Source organism: Candidatus Amarobacter glycogenicus, from assembly GCF_016704105.1.
Lineage (GTDB): Bacteria > Chloroflexota > Dehalococcoidia > Tepidiformales > Tepidiformaceae > Amarobacter > Amarobacter glycogenicus.
Window position 1 is genome coordinate 260,314 of sequence record NZ_JADJAT010000020.1, and the last position, 19,885, is coordinate 280,198.

Here is a 19,885-nt window from a genome sequence, read left to right on the forward strand (position 1 = left end):
CGGCGCCTTCAGGGTGCGCGCAGGAACTCGGCCGTCTCGGGAGTGACTTCGATGAGCCCGCCGCCGCCGCGTTCCTGGTGATACCGGTTCCAGACCGGGAGCTTGCGGATGTTCTTGATCGTGTCCCACATCCCGCCGGGCGTGAGGTAGTAGCGCGCCGCAGCCCGTATCTGGATGCGGCGAAGGAGCGCCGGATCGGTGCGCCACGCCGCACTCCCGCGAATGCGCAGTACCCGGTCCTTCCGCGGTCCGCGCTCGCCGTGGAACAGCAGCACCGCCTCCGGGTTGGTCATGATGTCGCGCGCCACCGGGTTCTCGGAGCGCGTCGCCATGTAGATGCGTCCGCGATCCGCGAGGAACCAGAGCGGAATGACGTCCGCGTTGCCTTTCGGTGAGAGCGACGCGATCCGGACGATCATCGATCGCTTGATGAAGAGCTGGACCGCACGGTCGTCTGGCTGCCGGATCATGAGTCCCTCAGTTCGCCGTAGTGCCAGGCGACGGTCTTTTCCGGGGCGAGTTCGTACCAGTCCAGCGCCGGGTCCCCACCGGACGGGGGCTCGCAGCGGCCGATGCCACCGCGCATCCAGGTGCCGCGAAGGTCGAAGTACCATGGGCCATCGTCGATCAGCAGCTTCGCCTTCGCCGGGAGTGGCCCGCCCGCGGTGTCGGCCCCGAACAGGTAACGGCCATCGACGAGACGGAACGCCACGGGCAGCACTTCGATAGCGCCGTCCCTGACGAACGCGAGCGTCGCCCTGGGAGGATGGTCGAGCAGCCTGCGAAGACTCTCGGTGCTCACGGTCCGCGTCACGCGCGTCATTGGTTCGTCCTGCCTTTCCGGTGGACCGAGACGGCGTAGCTGGCGCCTCCCACCCACGGTTCCCGCTCCCAGGTCGCGAAGCGCTCGGCGAGTTCGAATCCCGCCGCCGCCGTCAGTTCGTCGTACCGCGCGAGCGTGAGCTTGCCAGCCGCGAGCTGGAAGCCGGCGATGAGCAACCCGCCGGGCTGGAGGTGGTTCGCCATGTTCGCGACTACCCGGCCCTCGCTCCCCGGCGTGAGGAAGATCATCACGTTTCCGGCCATCGCGACGGCCTCGAACGTCCGGCCGAGGTCGATCGTTTCCAGGTCCTCGTTGTGCCACGCGATGCCGGGCGCCTTCCGCCGGGCGGTGGCGAGCATCGTGGGATCGAGGTCCACGCCGACGACGTCGATGCCGCGCCTTGCAAGTTCGCGTCCAACCCGTCCGGTGCCGCAGCCCGCGTCGAGCACCGAACGGACGCCGTAGGACGAGACGAAGTTCGCCTCGCCGTGGACGTCCTCGCCCGCGGCGGCCCGTCGTTCATAGGGTTCGTCGTAGGCGTCGCCATCGCGCGAACGCGTCGCGAGCCAGGGGTTCGGGGGCCGCGTCACCGGGCCAGTCTAGCGGTTCGGGCCGGGCTGCGGGTCAACAAAGAAGGGGAGCCTTTCGGCTCCCCTTCCCCTGGGTTTGTCTGCGCGAACGACCTAACTGACGCGCTCGAAGATCGTCGCGATCCCCTGGCCGCCGCCGATGCACAGGCTGACGATGCCGAAGCGGCCTCCCGTGCGCTCGAGCTCGTACATGAGCTTCACGGTGAGGATCGCACCCGTCGCGCCGAGGGGGTGACCCAGCGCGATCGCGCCGCCGTTCGGGTTCACCTTCGCCGGGTCCAGCGAGAGTTCGCTGCTGCAGGCGCAGGAGACGCTGGCGAAGGCCTCGTTCAGTTCGATGCAGTCGATCTGGTCGAGGTTCATGCTGGCCTTGGCCAGTGCCTTCCGGATTGCAGGGATCGGGCCGCTGCCCATGATCGACGGGTCCACGCCCGCCTCAGCCCGCGCGACGATGCGCAGGCGTGGCGTGGCGCCGAGTTCCTTCGCCTTCGAGGCGCTCATAACGGTCACGGCTGCGGCGCCATCGTTGATCCCGCTGGCGTTGCCGGCCGTGACCACACCGCCCTCCTTGAAGGCCGGGCGCAATTTGCCGAGGGCATCCGGTGTCGTAGCGCGGGGATATTCGTCAACATCGAAGACTTTGTCTTCGCGGCCGATCTTCACCGTCATCGGGGCGATCTGGTCAACGAAACGGCCCGCCTCGATGGCGGCGATGGCCCGGCGCTGGCTCTCGGCGGAGAACTCATCCTGGGCGACGCGGCTGACTTCGAACTGCTCGGCGAGGTTTTCCGCGGTGATGCCCATGTGATAGCCCTTGAAGGGGTCGCTGAGCATGTGGATGATTCCGTCTTCGATGCTGTCGTGGCCGAGGCGGTAGCCGCCCCGGGCCTTGCGCAGGTAGAACGGCATGCGTGTCATGTTTTCGGCGCCGCCCGCGACGACGACATCGGCGTCACCGCTCTGGATGATGCGCGAAGCCGTGTTGATCGCTTCCAGTCCCGAGCCGCAGATGCGGTTGACGTTCATCGCCGGGGTGCCAATCGGAAGGCCGGCCTTCACCGTCGAATGACGCGAAAGGTAAGCATCTTCCGCCGCCTGGCCGACGATGCCCATGATGACCTGGTCTACGCTCTCGGGGGCGATCCCCGCTCGGGCGACGGCCTCGCGGATGACGTGGGCGCCGAGGTCCGAGGCCGGGACATCCGCGAAGGAGCCCTGGAACTTGCCGATGGCAGTCCGGACGCCACTGGTAATGACGACATCTTCCATGTGTTCAATCCTGTAGTGCGTGAATGCCCGGGCGCCGATCGGCGGCCGCGGTGGCGGCACAGTCTCGCCATTGTACGGATGGGAAGAAGGCGGTGCCAGTGGATGGCAGGCGGGAGAGTCATAGGCTGCGGCTATGGGAGCGGTCCCACCACGCCCCAGCCACTCCTCACCAGTCTCGTCAGCGGATCGAAGCGTGCCCTTCCGGCATCAGTTCCACGAGCTCGATGCTTCCGCCTTCAGCGAGGTGCGGGCAACCGGTCACCATTTCGAGCGCTGCCTGCATGCTGCCGGCAGTCAGCACCGTGTAGCCCGAAACCGGGTTGGCGCCCGCATCTTCGCTGGTCCCATCCTTGCTGACGGTCCACGCACGGGCCGCGGGGTGGCCCGCGTCTTTCACGTTGCCCCCAACTCCTCCCATCCATTTCAACCATGCTTCCATCCGGGCGAGCTGCTCTTCGTGCGTCGCGCCCTGGTTGCCGGAACCGTGATAGATCACGAGAAAGTCGGCCATGTTCGTGCTCCTTCGCCCACATTCGGGGAGAGGGAGTATAGCGCCCGGCGCTCGTGACGCACCCGGGATCGGCCGGCGGGGCCGTGTAAGATTCCGCCGCGCTGACGGTCTAACGGGTGGCAGTCCTTCCCTTGCCGAGCGGGCCCGGCGGCGCAATTCCCGGCGGCGCAGGGCCCGCTACCCCAATCAGCATTAGGCCGGCAACCCCGAGCACCTGCTATCCTCCCTGCGATGTCCGAAGACCTGTTCGCCCGCGTTGCCCGCATCGGACTCGCGCTCCCCGGCGTCGAGGAGTCAACCTCCTACGGCACGCCCGCGCTGAAGGTTCGGAAGAAGCTCGTCGCGCGCCTCAAGGAAGACGGCGAAACGCTTGTTGTGCCCACCGAAAGCGTCGATGAGAAGGCATTCCTGATTGCCACCGAACCAGGCGTCTACTTCGAGACGCCGCACTACGCCGGCTGGCCGGCGGTCCTCGTCCGGCTGCCGGTCGTCACCGACCGGCGCCTGTCGGAGATGCTCGAAGCGGCCTGGCGGCGGGCCGCTCCGAAGAAGCTGGTCGCGGAATACGACCGGCAAACCTGAGCGGACGGACCCCGCCTCCGGGTCAGCTGTTGAACGCGGGGTCGCGTTTCTCGACGAACGCCCGTGCCGCTTCGCCGAACGCAGGGCTTCGCGCAGCCTGGCCGAAGATCTCGTCCTCCATGCGCAGGACGGCGCGGATGTTGTCGTTCACCGCGTTGGCGTGAAGCATCCGCTTCGCCCAGCGCACGTGTGTGGCCGGGTTGAAGGCGATTTCTTCCGCGAGGGAGACCGCCTCGGCCAGCAGTGTGTCGTGCGCCACTACCTTGTTCACGACGCCGAGACGCAGCGCTTCCTGGGCGTTGTAGATGCGCCCGTGAGCATCATCTCGGCGGCGTTCGCGAGCCCCGCCACCTGCGGGAGGATCTGGGTCGATCCGAGTTCGGGCGTCAGTCCGATCCGGACGAACCGCATCGAGACGCGAGCGTTCTCCGAGGCGATCCGGATGTCGCAGGCCAGCGGTAGCGTGAACCCGACACCGACCGCTGCCCCGTTGATCGCCGCGATCAACGGCTTCGAGCGCTGCAGGAACTCGGGCAACGACTCCTGCTCCGGTTCTGGCGGCGGTCGCTGCCCTCCCTCGGCTTGCGGCCGCTGCAGGTCGGCGCCGCTGCAGAAGCCGCGACCGGCGCCGGTAAGGACGACGGCGCCGATGCCCTCATCGTTGTTGCAGTCGGTGATGTGTTCGCGGACGAGCCGGGCCATATCGCGTGACCAGGCGTTCAGGCGTTCGGGGCGGTTGAGCGTGATGATGCCCACCCGCCCGCGCTTTTCGAGGAGGACGTGGGGTTCAGAATCCGGCATGAAGGGTCTCTCTTCGCGTGGTGATGCGCGCGATTCTAACTCCGGCCGGCCACGGGCTGTGAAAACGGGCGCCGCCCTCCGCTGGCTGCGGCAGATCGACAACCGGCGATAGCCAATCGACAATCGACCGATGCCTCCGCTTATCGGCCACGCCGGGATCCTTCGCGAATTGCAGGCGCTCGCCGCGAGCGACGAGCCGCCGCACGCGCTCCTCCTGGCCGGACCGGAGGGAACGGGCCGCACCGCCCTCGCCACCGAATATGCGCTCCTCCTCAACTGCGAGCGCCTGCACGCTCCTGCAACGGCCGGCGCTTCGCTCTTCGGCGATGACTCCTCGCTCATGGCCTCTCCCTCCTCCCTCCTTCCGTGCGGAGAGTGCAGACCCTGCAGGCTCATCAACGAAGGGGCGCACCCCGACATCATTACGCTGGGGCCGGGCGATACGCTCTGCCGGCCGCGCGATGGCGATAGCAGCCATCCGAAGCATCCCGATTCGCGCGACATCCGCATCTGCCAGGTCCGCGGCATCATCGACCTTGCCTCTCGCTACCCGTTCGAGGCCCGCTACCGGATGATCATCATCGACCCGGCGGACCGCTTCGCGCGCGAGGCGGCCCACACCGTCCTGAAGACGCTCGAGGAACCGCCGGGACACACCGTTTTCGCACTCATCACCGCCGCGCCCGAAGCACTTCTCGAGACCATCATCTCGCGCTGCCGCCGCATCGACGTCCAGCCCGTGCCCCGCGCCGAGATCCAGGCCGGCCTCATCGCCCGGGGTGTCGAGCCCGAACTGGCAGCGCGCGCCGCCGAGGCCAGCCATGGAAAGCCCGGACGCGCTATCCAGTTCGCCCGCCAGCCCGACCTGATGGGCGACCGCGCCCGCCTTGCCCAGCGTTGTGCCGCCGTCGCCGCCGAAGGGACCGGAGGACGCTTCCGCTACGCCAGCGACCTTGCCGAACGTTTCCGCAAGGACCGCGCTGCCGTCCTCGTCGAGATCGATGTGTGGGAGGGCTTTTGGGAGGAGCGCCTTCGCAACGGCGCCTCCGAAGGCGGCCGAAGCACAGACCTCGCCGGCTACGTCGAAGCGCTCGGGGCAATCCGCCAGGCGCGCGAGGACCTCCAGACCAACGTGATCCCGCGCACCGCCTTCGAACTCATGCTCCTGAGCTTCCCCCGCGTTACACTGGCCGTTAGCCCCGAGGAAGAACCGGTGGCCCATGCCTGAAGAATTGCCTCGCGTCGCCGGCGTACGCTTTCGAAACGCCGGAAGGATCTTCTACTTCCATACCGCCGGGATGCGACTCGACCCCGGCGAATTCGTCGTGGTCGAAACCGTCCGTGGCCCCGAAGTCGCGAAAGTCGTCATCGCCCCGGACCAGGTGGTGGTGAACGAGCTCGGCCGCGAAGAGTTGAAGCCCATCCTTCGGCTTGCCACCGAAAGCGACATCCGGAAGGCCGACCAGCTACGACAACAGGCGGAGGAACTGCTCCCCGAGGCTCGACGCCTCGGCGAGGAGCTACGCTTTCCCGCCCACATCGACGGGGCAGAATTCACCCTCGACGGAAGGCGGCTGACCTTCGCTTTCACCAGCGATGAGCGGCTCGATTACCGCGACTTCGTAAAGCGCGCCGGCGACCGTTTCCGCACCCGTGTCGATATGCGCCAGATGGGCGCGCGTGACCGCGCGAAGATGGCCGGCGGATACGGCATCTGCGGACGCGAACTCTGTTGCGCCAGCTGGCTGACGACCTTCCCTTCCATCTCGATCCGCATGGCCAAGGAACAGGAGCTCCCGCTCAATCCGCAGAAGATCAGCGGCCTTTGCGGCCGCCTGCTCTGCTGCCTGAGCTACGAAGAAGAGGGCTACAAGGAGATGCGCAAGACGCTGCCCAAGATTGGCCAGCGCTGCAGCACCCCCACCGGCGAGGGCAAGGTCATCGGCATCAACATCCTCCGCCGTTCGATCACGCTGTTCGCCGACGGTCAGCGCATCGATGTTTCCGACCGGGATCTCGGCACCGTGGTGCGTTGGGATACGGCCAGCAAGAGCGGCGACCCTCCGCCGAGCATCTCGCGGGTGGACGCCATCGCCCAGGGGCTCATCGAGGAGACCGAGGAAGACCGGATGGCGGCAGACCGTGCCGCCGCCGAGCCTGACTGGATCGATGCCCGGCCGTCCTTCGAGCCCGGCCCGGGCCGCGGCCGCCTCCCCGGAGGCGGGCCCCGCAAGAATGTCCCGGCGCGCCCACCCCGCGGGGAACAGCAGCCGGAGCGCCCGCAGGGGCGCCAGCAAGACCGCCGCCCTCCGCGTGGGCCGGAACGCGCAGCCCAACCCCGGCCCCCCCGGGAACCACAGCAACAACGTGAACAGCAGCCTCGGGGCGAACGCCCGGAGCGCCGGCCCCAGGGACAACAGCCGGCGCCGGCGAACCTCGGCGAAGGGCGCGTATTCAAGCGCACCGGCGGCCCGGCGGGCGAAGGGGCAACCGAGCGCCCGGCCCGCGAACCACGCCCGCCGCGCGGGGCCCAGCCACCCTCGAACGAGACCCCGCCCGTACAGGCCGATGGAGGTCAGCGGTCGGGCCGGCGGCGAAACCGGCGGGGCCGCGGTAGCGGCGCGGGCGGCGAACAGCCCCCTGCCTGACCGCTCGTTGTGCCCCGCTTAGAGAAAGTCCGTCCCGTCGATGTCTCCGTCCGCATCCGCATCGCCGGCGCCGCCGCTGAAGCCGACGGTGTCGCGGCCATCGCCATCCCAGTCGCCAACGATTCCACCCACATAACCCGGCGTCATGGTGTGGAGGCCTCCCCCGCTGTGACTGGCCTCAAGAAGAGTGGATGGTCCGTCGTCGCCGACCACATGGACGATGTCGGCGTCGTCCCACCTCCCCGCGGCCGCCCGCGGCGCGATCAGCACGTGCGTCTCGTCGTTCTCGACTTCGATGTCCTGGTTCTTCTCTGCATGGATGGACCGGTTCTCATTGTGGTCGACGGTCTCGGTCCTCCCGAACAGTCTCCCGAGTTTGCTTGTTGCCATGTCGCTTGTCCTCCGGTTCTCGCCCCTCAGAACAGCAATGGCACAAGCATAGCGAAAAGTGATGGCGCTCCCGCCGGCGTTCGCGATCGCGTGGACCGGGTAGCTACCGCGGGTCGAACGCCACCGGCAGGCTGGTCACACCGCGCATGATGAAAGTGGGCACCCGCGGGAGTGGCGCGTCTGTGACCAGGCGGAAGTTCGTGGCCCGTTTCAGCAGTTCTTCCCATGCGATCTTCGCTTCGAGCCTGGCGAGCGGTGCGCCCAGGCAGAAGTGGATGCCCATCCCGAAGGAGATGTGGCGGTTCGGTGTCCGCGCCACGTCAAAGGTCAGCGGGTCCGGGAACTGCTCCGGGTCGCGGTTGGCGGCGGCAAGCCAGACGACAAGCCGCTGGCCTTCGTCGATCCGCTGACCGGAGACGTCGATATCCCGTGCTGCACGCCTCACGGTCGCCTGTACCGGCGAGCTGACGCGCAAGACCTCTTCGAGGGCGGAGGGGATGAGCGACCGGTCCGCCTCTACTTTCGCCAGCTCGGTCGGGTGGGCCATGAATTCGAGCATCGCGTTGCCGATCAGGTTCGTTGTCGTTTCGTTCCCGGCGACGAGCAGCAGGACGAGCATCTGGAGGAGTTCTTCGAGCGAGAGCCGGTCGCCTTCCATCTCTGCCTGCACCAGCCCGCTGATGAGGTCGTTGCGCGGCCGTGCGCGCCGCTCCGCGCAGAGTTCGCCGAAGTATTCCCGCATCTCCCCCGAGGCGGCCGGTCCCTCGGCGCCTCCGCCGCCGAGGCTCGCGACGATGCGGTCCGACCAGTCCTTGAACTGCTGCCTCCGCGCAGGGTCCACTCCGAGGATCTCGGCGATGGCGATGACCGGAAGCGGGTAGGCGAGCGCCTCCACGAGGTCGCACTCACCACGTTTTGCCGCCTCATCCAGCAACTCCCCCGCGATCTGGCGAAGCCGCGGTTCGAGTTGTTCGATCATCCGGGGAGTGAACGCCTGGTTCACGAGCCCGCGCAGGCGAGTGTGGCGCGGCGGATTCGAGCTCAGCATCGTCGGTTCCGCGTCGGCCGTTTCGGCCGGCCCGATGCCCGAAAGCCACGACTCGTTGTCCTTGAGGATCCCGACGCATTCGCTATAGCGAAAGGCCATCCACATCCCCGCGGCCGGGATGAAGAGCGGGCTCATCTGGCGGCCCATCTCGTAGAAAGGAAAGGGGTTTTCGAGGAATGCGGGATCCTGGAGGTTCGGCGCCTGGGCCATCGTGACGGCTCCCGGGGTTTTCGCGGACCGAGGCCCGCCGGGCCACTCTACCAGACGGCGGAGCCCCCAGGCCGCGTCCCGGGAGTGCCCGGCCGCCGGGGCGCCAAAAAGGGCGATGGGTGTTTTACCCCATCGCCCTTCGCTGGTTCGGAGTTGCCGCCTAGGAGCGGTCGCCGCGGCGGTTCGGCGCTGGCTTGGCCGACTGGGTGCGCGGGCCACTCCATGACCGGTTGTGGCGGCGCGATCCACCCTCGGCCGGGCTGACTTCGCGCGGCCGGAAGGAGCGGCGCGCGTTGGGGCGTCCACCGGCGGCGGGCAGCGACCCACGGTTGTTGTGGAACGTGTTCCGCTGCTCTTCGAGCGAGGGCGCGGCCGGCGGTTCGAAGGCCGCCAGGTCCCGCAGTCGCTCATCGTCCGATTCCATCGGCACGATGGCGAGGTTGATGCCAGCTTCGCGCTGCAGGGTCCGCGCGTCGTGCGCCTCGTCCGGCGAAACGAGCGTCACGACGAGTCCGTCGGTCCCGGCCCGTGCCGTGCGTCCGGAGCGATGGAGGTACGTCTTCCCGTCTTCAGGAAGGTCGAAGTGGAGGACGGTATCGATGCCATCGACGTGGATGCCGCGGGCGGCGACGTTCGTCGCGACGAGCACTGGCGCCCGGCCGGCGGCGAAGGCTGCCAGCGTCCGTTCCCGGCGGCCCTGCGTGAGGCCACCATGGATCGGTTGTGCGTCCAGGCCCTGCTGGCTCAACTGGCGGGCCACGTTGTCCGCGCCGTGCTTCGTCCGGACGAACACGATCGTCCGCTTCGAGGCGCCGCAGATCGCCGCCGCGACTTTCACCCGTTCGTGGCGCGCAACACCGATGAACCGTTGGTCCAGGGTGTCGACCGAACTGGTTTCGGAAGCGACTTCATGGGTCACCGGGTCGTGCTGGTAGCGGCTCACGAGCTCACCGATCGAACCATCGAGAGTCGCCGAAAAGAGCAGTGTCTGGTGTTCGCCGGGGATGCGGTCGAGGATTTCCCGTACCTGCGGGAGGAAGCCCATGTCGGCCATCTGGTCGGCTTCATCGAGCACCACGATGGTCACGTCATCGACAGACATCTCTTTGCGTTCGAGCAGGTCGTTGAGGCGGCCCGGGGTAGCAATCACGATATCCACGCCGGCATGCAGCGCCTTGATCTGGCGGACCATGGAGGCGCCGCCGTAAATGGCCGTGACCCACAGTTCGGTGGCGGCCGCGAAGGGCGTCAGCGCATCCGCGACCTGGTTCGCCAGCTCGCGCGTGGGCACCAGGATGAGTGAGCGCGGCCGGCGCTTCTTCGCCGTCGTCGTCCGCTGGATGACGGGAAGCCCGAATGCGAGCGTTTTGCCCGAGCCGGTCTTCGCCTTGCCGCAGACATCGCGGCCGGCGAGTGCGTCGGCGATGGTCATCGACTGGATCGGAAAGGGCGTCGCGATCCCCAGCTTATCCAGCGTCGCGACGATCGCCTTGTTCAGGCCAAGTTCGCGGAAGCTCGGGCCGGCCTCGGCCGGGGACTCTTCGGGAGCGGTGATCTCGGGCGGGGTGGCGCGCACGATGGCGCTATCAGCGTCCTTCGTCGAAGGACGATTCAGGGTAAGTGACAAGTTGAGGAGGTACTCCAGTTTCTCAGTGTGCGAGCGAATGGGTGTGGCCTGATCTCGGCTGAACTTCCCCGCAAACGCACAACGACTAACGCACAAGAAGGGAGAAACGAGTAGGGCACGATGCGCGGTTTCCGCGCGGCTCGAGATCGAGCGTACCACGTTTGGGTGGATCGTGGGCGGGCGCTGCCCCGCGGTGTCGCCGCCGGCCTCACTTCCGGATGGCGACAGTCAGCTGGCACGGGCTCGGTGGAGGCTCCCCGAGGGGGACCAGCGGCGCCGTTGTCCGCGATTTCGTCCTCGCAACCAGGAGGTCCGGCTGCCCTTCGATCGAGAAGAAGAGGAGGTCCTCCGGCCCATCGGCGATGCCGCAGACCCGCTTCCCGGCGGGGACCGTTTCGGCGGCGACGGCCAGCACCGCCCCGGATGCCGGTTCGAGCCACGCGAGACCGGCGCCAGAGACCATGACCAGCGACTTCGAAGCGTGCTCATAGGTGAGTGGGCCCGCCGGGATGGAGAGCTGGCCGACCTTCGTCGCCGCACCGCTGCGGATGTCCACCTGCCAGAACGCGCCATCTGGCTGCACCGCGTGAAGCACGCCCGGCCCGCCCGTGAACCACGCTCCCGGGATCGCTGGCTCGATGCGCGAAATCGAAACCGGTGCGGCGCCGCCCGGCCCAAGACCGGCGATTCCCTGCACCCCGCCACCGTTCGCGGCGACGATGACGATCATGCTCCCCTTGAGCAGCTTCTTCCCGTCCCGCGTCGTCACCGGCGTCGTTGTCGTTGCGATCGCGACCGGACTTAACGCTTCCGTTTCGCGGGGAGCCCGCACGGAGACATCCGTCTGCAAGTCGATGCGGTAAAAGGCGGCGCTGGCGGAGTCGACCACGAAAATGTCGTACTTCGTGTCGCGGTCCACCAGCGATGGCGCTACCGCTGCCCCCGCGACCGAGGCCGTGGCTGTCGTGGTCAGCGCCACCTTCGTCGCTATCGAGCCGCTGCCCCACACGCGCACGGTGTCCCGGAAAGCGCGTGATACAAGCGCGTAAGGGCGTCCGCGGAAGGACATCATCCGGGCCGAGCCGAAAAGCTGCCAGGTGGCGAACCCGCTCAGGCCGGTGAACGGCGCCGTCAGCCACAACGACGGGTCGGACGGCCCGGCGGTGTACACGATCCAGCCCAGGACGAACAGCATGCCGAGGAAGGCCAGAGTCGCCAGCGCGACGACCGTGACCACGGCAGCGCGGTCAAACCAGCGGCTGCCCGCGTGCTTGAGCGCTGTGCCCCTGCGCATCGCGGCCGCGTTGGCCGGCCCGATGGCGGAGAGGTACTCCGCACTCACCGCGTCGAGCGCGTAGCTTGTGTGCGGCCGGGAAGGGTTGCTCGTTTCAGGGACCGAGCGCCGCCGGGCGGCAAGCCAGCGACCTGCGCGCGTCGGCCGTAGCATCGTCCTCGCCTGCGAGACAACACCAACGACGAGGATCACCATCAGCGCCAGCTCGACAGCATCAGTCCAGCTCCAGCCGTCGTCGGCCAACGCGGAGAAGCCGAGTGCCATGCTCCCGAGCGCGAACAGGCTGAGCCCAAAGAACAGGTAGGGCAGCCAGCGCTTCCAGCCTCGGCCGGGTTTGCGGACCGTTTCCTCGCCGGCCGGCGAAACGGCCGCCGCCAGCCCACGCTCAGCAGCCAGGCGGCTTACCGCCTGGCTGCTGACCTGGTCCAGAGGTGGCGTTGCCTCCACAGATGCCGCTGACTAGTCCGGCACGTCGAGGTCGGCATCCACCGAGTCGAGGTCCGGACCGTCAGCGTCGTGGCTGCCGGCGTGTGGGTGGGCATCGCGGAACGAGACCTTGAATTCCTCGAAGTTCAACGAGAGCGACTCGTTCGGTGTTATCCCGCCGTCGCCAGCATGCGGAGCGTTCAGCAGCGTCGAAGGGCCGTCGTCGTCTGCTCCGCGCAGACTGGTGATCCACTCGGTCTTCAGGTTCGTTCCTGCCCCGCGTTCGCCTGTCTCTTCCCCGATGTGGAGCCCGCCACCGCGGAGTTCGAGCGTTTCGATCGAAACCTCGTTCTTTCCTGCGTCGAAGTCCGGGCCTTCCCACTTCCCGGAGTTCGGAGCCGCGCTCCGCCCCGTGCCCTCGGCCCCGGCGCCGGCCCACCCTTCAGCCCGGCGCGCAACCTGCACGTCAGTCCAGTCGGCAGGCGTCTGTTCGTTGATGCCCCGCGGGTAGAGCTCGCCGTCCTGCATCATGAAACCCTGGCCCTCGCGGCCCGGCTGCATCGAGCGGTTGGTGCTGTCGGTTCCCGCTCCGCCCGGGGCTCCGTCGCGGATCTTCCAGAGGTCATCCGTGGCCGTGTAGCCCTGGTGGCTGTTGGAAACGAAGAAGTGTTCGGTAGTGCCGTCCCCCGTCGGGCTCGGTCGGGATTCGTGTGCTCCCACGCTCCTCGCGTTGGCGGAACCGCCGCCGGTGGCCATCGCGCTCTGGTCCGAGTCCATATCCGGGACGAACCAGCGCGCCCCGGCAGGTTGCCTCGTCCACAGGATTTCGCCCGTGCTCGTGTCGATCAGGTTGTTCCCGTGCAGCCAGCTGATGAGGGCTCCCATCTCGCTGTCAGAACTCGCTTCCGCAGCCGCACCATGGGCCCAGACGATCTCGCCCGTGCTTGTGTCGATGAGCCCGCGCTCGCGCAGGTGGCCGACGAGTTCGGTCATCTGCTGGTCGCTGCCTTTGTAGAGGTTGTCCTGTTCCATGTAGGGGAGGAGGAGGCCCCGCGGGTAGAGTTCGCCGTCTTGCATCATGAAGCCATCGCCGTGCGTCCCGGGGAGGGCGTTCTTCTCTGTTTCTCCGATGTGCTCGCCGCCGCGAGCTTCGCCGCGGACTTGCCAGAGGTCGTCCGTGGCCGTGTAGCCGTGGTCGCCGGTAGAGATGATGTTCGGCGACTCAGCGGGGTTAGCCGTTTCGCCTCCGCCGCCGATCCTGAGTTCGATCTCCATGTCGCGCAGGCCCCGCGGGTAGAGTTCGCCGTCTTGCATCATGAAGCCATCGCCCTCGTGGCCCGGCTGCATCGAACGGGCGGCGGCGCCCCCGTCCGCAGCGCCCTCCCCGGGCTTCACGCTCTCAATGAGCTGCCACAGCGCATTCGCTTCGGAGATCTGCGTCGGCTCGTCGCCCCGGACGCCGAGCAGCCCCCCGCCCGGATTGCTGGCGTAGATGCCGTCGGCGTTGGCGTGGCTGGCCGCTTCCGCGCCGGCGGCCTCGAACCGCGCCAACTCCGGATTCTTGTTGTTCAGCATCGAGACGATGACTTGGTCGCCGACTTCCGGGAGGGTGTAGGCCCCCGGGTCGGCCTCCGGCCCACCGCCGGAAAACAGCTCGAAAGACATCGACCGGCCCTCTGCGGCGGTGAAGCCCTGCTCGCCCGGCTGCATCGAGCGAGCGGCGTCATCGCCGTCGCCCGGCGGCAGCACGTTCTTTTCGGTTTCGCCGATGTGCCCACGTCCAGCACGCGCCTCGTTGATGAGGTCGTCCGCGATCGTGAATCCCGCGTCCAAGCCCGAACCGTTGCCCCCTGGCTGTGTGGTCCGCAGCCAGGCGACGAGCGCCCCGAGTTCTTCGTCGGAGCCGGTGAAGCTCGGGCTCGCCGCGTCTGCCCAAACGATCTCTCCGGTGCTCGTATCGATGAGCCCGCGCTGCTCCAGGTTCCCCATCAGTGTCCGGATCTGGTCCTCCGACGCCGTAAACTTCCCGTCGCCAACCAGGTTGGATTGCTCGATGTTGGCCAGGATGCCGGGAGGAGGGGTCGAGCTGCGAAGGTTGTCGCGCCAGACCGTGTAGTCGGCTGCATCGACGACGTTCATCCCAAGAGATGCCTCGGCTCCCGGCCCGGAGCCCGTCGCTGCGTGCTCCCAGACGTCGACCGAGATAGCGCTTTGCGCCTCCGGTAGCCCGTCCTGGTTCGTGTCCCGGTCGATGCCGTCTATGTTGTCGCCACCCCGCCCAAACAGTTTCGAAAGATTGATTGCCATTTCCGTTCCCTCCTCCGGGAATTCGCGTGGTCAGGACGGCCCTTCTCAGGCCGGGTTCCCCATAGGTTGTTGTGGCCGCACCAGGTCGAGGAAGAGGTGCGAGCCGGGTTGGAGTTGGGCGGCGGCGCCGGGCAGGGCCGCGAGCGCCACCGAGGCGACGCCCAGGCCGCGCTCCGAAATGTTGATCACGCTCACCGCGTGGTCCGCCGGGTAGGACATCGAAAGGTAATTCGCCAGCGGGGCCAGGTCCGGCGTCGTGCCCTCCGCCGCGGGCGCCGCGGTCATCCCGAACGCTCCCGCGTGCATGATGACGGCCGGCACAAGCGCACTGATCGGCATGCGCCGGGCCACCAGCCGCGTCGCATCGAACACCTGCAGGCCGAAGGTCGAAACGTCCAGGCCGATGCCCCCGATGATCGTCTCCAGCGGCGAAACCGCCGGTACCACCTGGACCCCGAGCTCGAGTCGCCTGCCCTCCATCGCGAGGTACCGCCCGATGGCGTTGAACATCAACGGATGGCCCGGCGAAAGGAATACCACCGGCCGCTCGTGCTCTGTCCGCCCGATCAGGAAGTTCGCGATATCGAGGTACGACTCGGCGTAATCCGTCCCGGGAGCGATGCGCGAGGTGATGTCGGTCACTTTCACCCGTTGCGACTTGAGGAACGCGGCGAGGTTCGCCGGTAGCCCGAGCGTGTAGGCGGCCCCGTAACGCGCGAGGATTCGTTGCGCTTCGACGCTGATCTGGAGGGCGCCGGAGATACCGTATCCGGCGAGGACGAGGTGAGGTGTGGCCATACCAGTCCGGGAAGGCTGTTTCGCCGTGGCTCGCGTGTCAAGAGTTTCCGTGGCCATTACCACACAAATGGCATGGCGAAAGGAAAGGTGACGCGCTTTGTAGGAACTTCGACAGAACTCGTCCCGGTCCAGGCCCGCCCGCGTAGCACCCCTTCGAGCGCCCGGCGATGAGGGCGTGGTCCTTGCCGTGAAAGTGGAAGCCATCGGCCGTCGGGCCGGGCAGAGGCTCCCGTCTCCCCGTTGCTCGTTGCTCCTCGCTCATGCCTGAATACACCTATGCGCATCGGCCTGATCTCTGACACTCACATCCCCGAAGCCCGCTACGAACTCTGGCCCCAGGTCTTCGATGCCTTCCGGGGTGTGGATTGCATCCTTCACGCTGGCGATATCCACGACCTCGTCGTCATCGACCAGTTGCACGACATCGCCCCGACCTGGGCCGCTCGCGGCAATGGCGAAGAGGGTTCCGGCGGGCGCCCGGTGCAGCCCGACCACCACCGCCTGCGCGAATCGTGGCTGCTGGACCTCGACGGCCTCAAGGTCGGCCTCACCCACGATGTGCCGATCCCGCAGTACCCGCCGAACCTGACCCTGGAAAGGGCCCTGATCCGCTACTTCGGCACCACCGAACTCGATGTCCTCATCTACGGCGACACCCACGTCGAGGCGATCGACACGATCGATGGCGTCCTCTGTGTGAATCCCGGTTCGCCAACCTACCCGCGCAACCTCGATACCCAGCTGGGCACCATCGGCTTCCTCGAGATCGACGGGGGCAAGGCTGACGCCACGATCTGGCAGCTCACCGAGACCGGGATCGAACCGTTCAACTGGAACAAGTGGCGCCGCCCCTGGTGACTCACCGCCGCTAATCGACCGGCTGGCTCTTGACCAGGATGACCGGCATCCCGGCTTTCTCCACCATCCCGAGTGCGGTGCTTCCTGCAACCAGGTGGCGCCGGGCGCTGTGCCCATGCGTCGATGAGGCGATGGCGTCTGCGCCGAACTCCTTGGCGGCCTGGACAATCACCGAATCGACCCTGGAACTCGCCGGTGCTGCTTTCGCCACGATCGCGACTTCCACACCGCCGGGGATCCGGCTCCGGAGGGATTCGAGATAGGGCAGTGCCCGGGCCTGTGCCTCGGCCTCGGTCTCCTGGGCCTTCATCGTCACGACTTCCAACAGCGTGACCCTGGTCTTACCGGGCACGAGGAGCTTCTCCAGGCCGCCGAAGATGCTCCGCGAATCCGGCGAGCCGTCCGAAGTGATAACGATGTGGTACGCGCCGACGCCCGCTTTGGCCGGGTGCGACCCGGCGAGTGTCAGGACCGGCAGGTCCGCCCGGGAGATGATCCCGAGGGCGACGCTCCCGAAGAGCGCGTGGCGGATGGCGCCGGCCCCGCGGGAGGAAACCGCAACGATGGCCGCCGATGTCTCCTCGGCCGCATCGCTGATGGCGTCCGCAATCTCCTTGCCCCACTCCCGCTCCGGGATGAGGACCTCGCCTTCGATGCCTTCCCGGGCGAGTGTCTGCCGCAGCCAGTCACTCCACTCGTCTTTCACGCGAGCGACGGCGTCCTCAAGCCGTGGGGTCACCGTGTCGCCTGCGTCGACTCGTGGATCGAGGACGCGCGACAGCACGATCCGGGCGCCGAGCGCGCGTGCGAGCCGGGCCGCGTGGGGAAGGATCGCCAGCGAACCGGTCGAGCCATCGGTGCAAACGAGGATGTTCATGTCACTTATTGTCCATTTCGGCCCGTCGGGCGCCACGTCCGATGGTACGGGTCTTGGCGCCGCTACGGCCAGAAGCGGTGGGAGGCGCCTTCGCCCGCACTATTGTGGCAAAGCGGTGTGACGACGGGATTTCGAGTGCCGGCCGTCTTCGCGGCCGGACCTGACTTCACCCCGCCGCCTCAACAGGCGCGTGCTCCCTGCCCTTTCGCCTTCTCCGGAACTGCTTCCACCAGCCGCCTTCCCTTCCGCCGGCGATGTCCCGCCGTTCGAACGCGACAGCCGCGAGCGCCACGAGTCCGGCGGCGACCGCGAGTAGCACCAGCGAGCGCCACACTTCGAAGTCCCCGATGAGCGCTTTCGATGCATCGGACCAGTAGAACGGGGTCAGCTTCCGCACTTCCGAAAGCTCGTCCACGAGTATGCCGAGCGTGTGGACGACGTACGCGAGTACCGCTCCGGCAGTAGCCACGGCAACCGCCATCGCCCGCGTTGGCAGCGCCGCCCCGAGAAGCATCGCAAGCGCCGCGAACAGGAAGAGCAGGGGAAGGGTCGCCAGCATCGCCGCCACCAGCCGAAGCGGGCCGATGTCGAAGTCGACGAAGCGCTGGCCGAGGAAGATCCCGGGAAGGCCCGCCAGCAGCGCGACGCTCACCGCAGCCGCGATGCCCAGCGCCTTCTCCACGATGATCCGCCACCTGCGGATCGGCTGGGCGAGCAACAGGTCGATGGTCCCCGCCGATTCCTCCCCAGCGGTCGCCGCCGTCCCGGCGACGATCGCGAAGATGATCAACGTGATGGGCACCGCCGAGAAGAACTCGGTCGCGAGATACCCGGCCGGGGTCGAATAGGAGCCGGCCGCCCCGGCGAAGCTTTCCATGTATTCCGGGAGGTCCATCTCTTCGAAGCTCTCCCGGATCGAAGGAAAGAGCAGGACGTACATCAGCGCCAGGGCGAAGCTCAGGATGCCCCCGCCGATCGCCGTCACCCGCGAATCGCGAAACGCCTTCCGGGCCAGGACGAGCCGGTTCATCGCACAGCTTCCTTCTCGTAGTAGTGCAGGAGAATCTCGTCGAGGGTCGCCTGTTCCGTCCGCAGGTCGACCACGTGGTAGGGTGCGAGTGCCTTCAGGAGCGGGTCGATCTCGCCGGCGAGCTCGAACTCAAGCGTCGATACCTCGCGCCGGATTTCGCGCACCCCGGCGGCGGTGAACACCGCCGGCGGTGGTGCCGTCCCTGCGAAACTCACCTCGACGTGCCGCCCGGAGCGGCCCTTCAGCGTCGTCACCGGCTCGACAGCCACGAGTTTCCCCGCGCGGAGGATGCCCACCCGTTCGCAGGTGACTTCGACTTCGCTCATGACGTGGGACGAGAAGAAGACGGTCGTGCCGTGCTCGGCCTCGCGCCGGAGCATCTCCCAGACCACCCGCTGCACCAGTGGATCCAGGCCGGAGGTCGGCTCGTCGAGCAGCAGCACCTCCGGCTGGCCAAGCAGGGCGAGCAACACGCCCAGCTTCTGGCGATTGCCCTTCGAGAGGCTGGAGGCCTTCTTCGTCAGGTCGAGTTCGAGTTCGGCCGCCATTCGCTTTGCGCGCGCGGGATCCACCCTGCCGTCTCGCAGCCCGGTGAAGAGCGCGACCGTCTGGTTGCCGGTCAGCCCGCCGTAGAGGCGCAACTCGCCGGGCAGGTAGCCGGTGCGCCGCCGCACCTCCACCGACTCCCGCCGGCAGTCGAACCCGAGGACCGAAGCGCTCCCGGAAGTGGGCCGCAGGAAGTCGAGGAGCAGCCGGATAGTCGTGCTCTTGCCGGCGCCGTTTGGGCCGAGGAACCCGAAGATTTCGCCGCGTTCGATGCGCAGGTCCAGGTGATCCAGGGCGACCTGATCGCCGAACGACCGTGTCAGCCCGCGCGTTTCGATGGCGGCTTCGCTCATTTAATGAGCGTATGCCCGCGGCGTGACTGCGTACACGTCCGGATGGGCCCGAACTTTCCGCCGAAAGGGACGGTCCGGGGCCCGAACTACCCCGGCCACTGCCTCCGCCACAGGTAGGCCAGCGCTCCCGTCGCCACCGCGACGTTGAGCGATTCGACGCGCGGGTCCATCGGCAGGGCCACCGAGAAGTCGCTTTCTTTCATGAGGAGCTGGCCGACGCCCTCGCCCTCGCTCCCCATCACCAGGGCCGTACGCCCCGGCCAATCGAATGACGTGGCTGACTGCGAACCCTCGCCGGCCGCCGCCGCGACCACCCAGAAGTTCGCCTCTTTCAGCGTCTTGATCGCCATCGCCAGGTTCTGGGGCGCAGCTACCGGCGCAATGAAACTCAGGCCCGCGCTGGCGCGGTGCACCCCGGGCGTCAGCAGCGCCCCTCGCCGCAGCGGTAGCACCACCGCGCTAACGCCGACGGCGACCGCCGTGCGCAACACGGCGCCCAGGTTCTGGGGGTCGGTCACCCGGTCCAGGATGATGATGAGTGACGCCTTCCCGGCGTCGCGCGCCACCTGGCGGAGGTCCACCGGCTCGACATCCCGGAGGCGGACCAGAACCCCCTGGTGGACGCCCTCGCCCGAGAGCTGGTCCAGCCGGAAGACGTCGACGGGCTGTGCCGCGATGCCTTTGTCCTTCGCCTTCTCCACGAGTTCGAAGACGCGCTCGTTCTTCGTCTCGGCGAAATACAGCAACGACTTCGCATAGCCGGCGTCGAGCGCCATCGAACAGGCGTTGATGCCGAACGCCAGGTCGTCCGGGGTGGAGTTGGGCTTTGGGCGGGGCCTTGGCACAGGCCGATTATTCACCAAGCGGGCGCGGAGACACAGGGACACCCGCTCCGTT

General features: G+C 67.6%; 21 protein-coding genes. 4 read left to right on the forward strand and 17 right to left on the reverse strand.

Features of this window, described 5'->3' with window-relative positions; genetic code table 11:
• Positions 1-8 precede the first annotated feature (8 nt).
• The 5 genes from IPG14_RS15605 to IPG14_RS15625 all read right to left on the reverse strand — a co-directional run bounded on the left by IPG14_RS15605 (position 9) and on the right by IPG14_RS15625 (position 3,193).
• On the reverse strand, positions 9-470 hold the full coding sequence (locus IPG14_RS15605; RefSeq protein ID WP_343387135.1) for a pyridoxamine 5'-phosphate oxidase family protein: 462 nt from the start codon (positions 468-470) through the stop codon (positions 9-11).
• Entirely contained in the window at positions 467-823 is a 357-nt protein-coding gene (locus IPG14_RS15610) for a hypothetical protein (RefSeq protein ID WP_343392439.1), read from the reverse strand. The genes IPG14_RS15605 and IPG14_RS15610 overlap by 4 nt, the downstream gene beginning before the upstream one ends.
• Entirely contained in the window at positions 820-1,413 is a 594-nt protein-coding gene (locus IPG14_RS15615; protein WP_343392440.1) for a class I SAM-dependent methyltransferase, read from the reverse strand. Before IPG14_RS15615 ends, IPG14_RS15610 begins: the two co-directional genes overlap by 4 nt.
• Before the next feature lie 93 nt (positions 1,414-1,506).
• The gene (locus tag IPG14_RS15620; RefSeq protein WP_343392589.1) at positions 1,507-2,682 is read right to left on the reverse strand and encodes a thiolase family protein; all 1,176 of its coding nucleotides are present in this window, start codon (positions 2,680-2,682) and stop codon (positions 1,507-1,509) included.
• Positions 2,683-2,860: 178 nt separating this feature from the next.
• A complete protein-coding gene (locus IPG14_RS15625; protein ID WP_343387132.1) occupies positions 2,861-3,193 on the reverse strand; it encodes a hypothetical protein in 333 nt (110 codons plus the stop codon).
• 231 nt (positions 3,194-3,424) lie between these two features.
• On the opposite strand from IPG14_RS15625, the gene IPG14_RS15630 reads away from it, so the two are divergent.
• Positions 3,425-3,775, forward strand: a complete 351-nt coding sequence (locus IPG14_RS15630; RefSeq protein ID WP_343387131.1) for an MmcQ/YjbR family DNA-binding protein — start codon at positions 3,425-3,427, stop codon at positions 3,773-3,775.
• 22 nt (positions 3,776-3,797) lie between these two features.
• On the opposite strand, the gene IPG14_RS15635 is transcribed toward IPG14_RS15630, so the two are convergent.
• Both IPG14_RS15635 and IPG14_RS15640 read right to left on the reverse strand, forming a co-directional pair.
• Positions 3,798-4,034 carry an enoyl-CoA hydratase-related protein gene (locus tag IPG14_RS15635; RefSeq protein WP_343392441.1) on the reverse strand — a complete coding sequence of 79 codons (237 nt, stop codon included), beginning with the start codon at positions 4,032-4,034 and terminating at the stop codon, positions 3,798-3,800.
• Between the two features lie 8 nt (positions 4,035-4,042).
• Positions 4,043-4,576 (reverse strand): enoyl-CoA hydratase/isomerase family protein, encoded by a 534-nt coding sequence (locus IPG14_RS15640; protein WP_343392442.1) that lies wholly within the window; start codon positions 4,574-4,576, stop codon positions 4,043-4,045.
• A gap of 130 nt (positions 4,577-4,706) precedes the next feature.
• Between IPG14_RS15640 and IPG14_RS15645 the strand changes: the two genes are divergently transcribed.
• Together IPG14_RS15645 and ricT are read left to right on the forward strand one after the other, a co-directional pair.
• Complete coding sequence (locus IPG14_RS15645) at positions 4,707-5,804, forward strand: hypothetical protein (protein WP_343387129.1); 1,098 nt, start codon at positions 4,707-4,709, stop codon at positions 5,802-5,804.
• Positions 5,797-7,224, forward strand: a complete 1,428-nt coding sequence (gene ricT / locus IPG14_RS15650; RefSeq protein ID WP_343389216.1) for a regulatory iron-sulfur-containing complex subunit RicT — start codon at positions 5,797-5,799, stop codon at positions 7,222-7,224. The genes IPG14_RS15645 and ricT overlap by 8 nt, the downstream gene beginning before the upstream one ends.
• Before the next feature lie 18 nt (positions 7,225-7,242).
• On the opposite strand, the gene IPG14_RS15655 is transcribed toward ricT, so the two are convergent.
• The 6 genes from IPG14_RS15655 to IPG14_RS15680 all read right to left on the reverse strand — a co-directional run bounded on the left by IPG14_RS15655 (position 7,243) and on the right by IPG14_RS15680 (position 15,324).
• On the reverse strand, positions 7,243-7,614 hold the full coding sequence (locus IPG14_RS15655) for a hypothetical protein (protein WP_343387127.1): 372 nt from the start codon (positions 7,612-7,614) through the stop codon (positions 7,243-7,245).
• Positions 7,615-7,717: 103 nt separating this feature from the next.
• Entirely contained in the window at positions 7,718-8,872 is a 1,155-nt protein-coding gene (locus tag IPG14_RS15660; protein WP_343392443.1) for a cytochrome P450, read from the reverse strand.
• Between the two features lie 160 nt (positions 8,873-9,032).
• Positions 9,033-10,499 carry a DEAD/DEAH box helicase gene (locus IPG14_RS15665; RefSeq protein WP_343392444.1) on the reverse strand — a complete coding sequence of 489 codons (1,467 nt, stop codon included), beginning with the start codon at positions 10,497-10,499 and terminating at the stop codon, positions 9,033-9,035.
• Positions 10,500-10,707: 208 nt separating this feature from the next.
• Entirely contained in the window at positions 10,708-12,240 is a 1,533-nt protein-coding gene (locus IPG14_RS15670) for a hypothetical protein (RefSeq protein WP_343392445.1), read from the reverse strand.
• Between the two features lie 12 nt (positions 12,241-12,252).
• Positions 12,253-14,526 carry a hypothetical protein gene (locus tag IPG14_RS15675; RefSeq protein WP_343392446.1) on the reverse strand — a complete coding sequence of 758 codons (2,274 nt, stop codon included), beginning with the start codon at positions 14,524-14,526 and terminating at the stop codon, positions 12,253-12,255.
• Positions 14,527-14,571: 45 nt separating this feature from the next.
• Positions 14,572-15,324, reverse strand: a complete 753-nt coding sequence (locus IPG14_RS15680) for an SAM-dependent methyltransferase (RefSeq protein ID WP_343392447.1) — start codon at positions 15,322-15,324, stop codon at positions 14,572-14,574.
• 276 nt (positions 15,325-15,600) lie between these two features.
• On the opposite strand from IPG14_RS15680, the gene IPG14_RS15685 reads away from it, so the two are divergent.
• A complete protein-coding gene (locus IPG14_RS15685; RefSeq protein ID WP_343389223.1) occupies positions 15,601-16,182 on the forward strand; it encodes a metallophosphoesterase family protein in 582 nt (193 codons plus the stop codon).
• A gap of 10 nt (positions 16,183-16,192) precedes the next feature.
• On the opposite strand, the gene IPG14_RS15690 is transcribed toward IPG14_RS15685, so the two are convergent.
• From IPG14_RS15690 to rlmB, 4 genes are all read right to left on the reverse strand, one after another.
• Positions 16,193-17,059 carry a universal stress protein gene (locus IPG14_RS15690; protein WP_343392448.1) on the reverse strand — a complete coding sequence of 289 codons (867 nt, stop codon included), beginning with the start codon at positions 17,057-17,059 and terminating at the stop codon, positions 16,193-16,195.
• 166 nt (positions 17,060-17,225) lie between these two features.
• Positions 17,226-18,089: an ABC transporter permease subunit gene (locus IPG14_RS15695; protein WP_343392449.1), complete on the reverse strand. Its 864-nt coding sequence runs from the start codon at positions 18,087-18,089 to the stop codon at positions 17,226-17,228.
• Complete coding sequence (locus IPG14_RS15700; protein WP_343389226.1) at positions 18,086-18,988, reverse strand: ABC transporter ATP-binding protein; 903 nt, start codon at positions 18,986-18,988, stop codon at positions 18,086-18,088. Before IPG14_RS15700 ends, IPG14_RS15695 begins: the two co-directional genes overlap by 4 nt.
• 86 nt (positions 18,989-19,074) lie before the next feature.
• Entirely contained in the window at positions 19,075-19,833 is a 759-nt protein-coding gene (gene rlmB, locus IPG14_RS15705; protein WP_343387116.1) for a 23S rRNA (guanosine(2251)-2'-O)-methyltransferase RlmB, read from the reverse strand.
• Positions 19,834-19,885 lie beyond the last annotated feature (52 nt).

Bases quoted from the DNA above. Each gene is read 5' to 3' on its own strand.
- IPG14_RS15605 (WP_343387135.1), bottom strand. From the start codon at position 470: ATGATCCGGCAGCCAGACGACCGTGCGGTCCAGCTCTTCATCAAGCGA.
- IPG14_RS15610 (WP_343392439.1), bottom strand. From the start codon at position 823: ATGACGCGCGTGACGCGGACCGTGAGCACCGAGAGTCTTCGCAGGCTG.
- IPG14_RS15620 (WP_343392589.1), bottom strand. From the start codon at position 2,682: ATGGAAGATGTCGTCATTACCAGTGGCGTCCGGACTGCCATCGGCAAG.
- IPG14_RS15625 (WP_343387132.1), bottom strand. From the start codon at position 3,193: ATGGCCGACTTTCTCGTGATCTATCACGGTTCCGGCAACCAGGGCGCG.
- IPG14_RS15630 (WP_343387131.1), top strand. From the start codon at position 3,425: ATGTCCGAAGACCTGTTCGCCCGCGTTGCCCGCATCGGACTCGCGCTC.
- IPG14_RS15640 (WP_343392442.1), bottom strand. From the start codon at position 4,576: ATGCCGGATTCTGAACCCCACGTCCTCCTCGAAAAGCGCGGGCGGGTG.
- IPG14_RS15645 (WP_343387129.1), top strand. From the start codon at position 4,707: ATGCCTCCGCTTATCGGCCACGCCGGGATCCTTCGCGAATTGCAGGCG.
- ricT (WP_343389216.1), top strand. From the start codon at position 5,797: ATGCCTGAAGAATTGCCTCGCGTCGCCGGCGTACGCTTTCGAAACGCC.
- IPG14_RS15655 (WP_343387127.1), bottom strand. From the start codon at position 7,614: ATGGCAACAAGCAAACTCGGGAGACTGTTCGGGAGGACCGAGACCGTC.
- IPG14_RS15660 (WP_343392443.1), bottom strand. From the start codon at position 8,872: ATGGCCCAGGCGCCGAACCTCCAGGATCCCGCATTCCTCGAAAACCCC.
- IPG14_RS15675 (WP_343392446.1), bottom strand. From the start codon at position 14,526: ATGGCAATCAATCTTTCGAAACTGTTTGGGCGGGGTGGCGACAACATA.
- IPG14_RS15680 (WP_343392447.1), bottom strand. From the start codon at position 15,324: ATGGCCACACCTCACCTCGTCCTCGCCGGATACGGTATCTCCGGCGCC.
- IPG14_RS15685 (WP_343389223.1), top strand. From the start codon at position 15,601: ATGCGCATCGGCCTGATCTCTGACACTCACATCCCCGAAGCCCGCTAC.
- IPG14_RS15690 (WP_343392448.1), bottom strand. From the start codon at position 17,059: ATGAACATCCTCGTTTGCACCGATGGCTCGACCGGTTCGCTGGCGATC.
- IPG14_RS15695 (WP_343392449.1), bottom strand. From the start codon at position 18,089: ATGAACCGGCTCGTCCTGGCCCGGAAGGCGTTTCGCGATTCGCGGGTG.
- IPG14_RS15700 (WP_343389226.1), bottom strand. From the start codon at position 18,988: ATGAGCGAAGCCGCCATCGAAACGCGCGGGCTGACACGGTCGTTCGGC.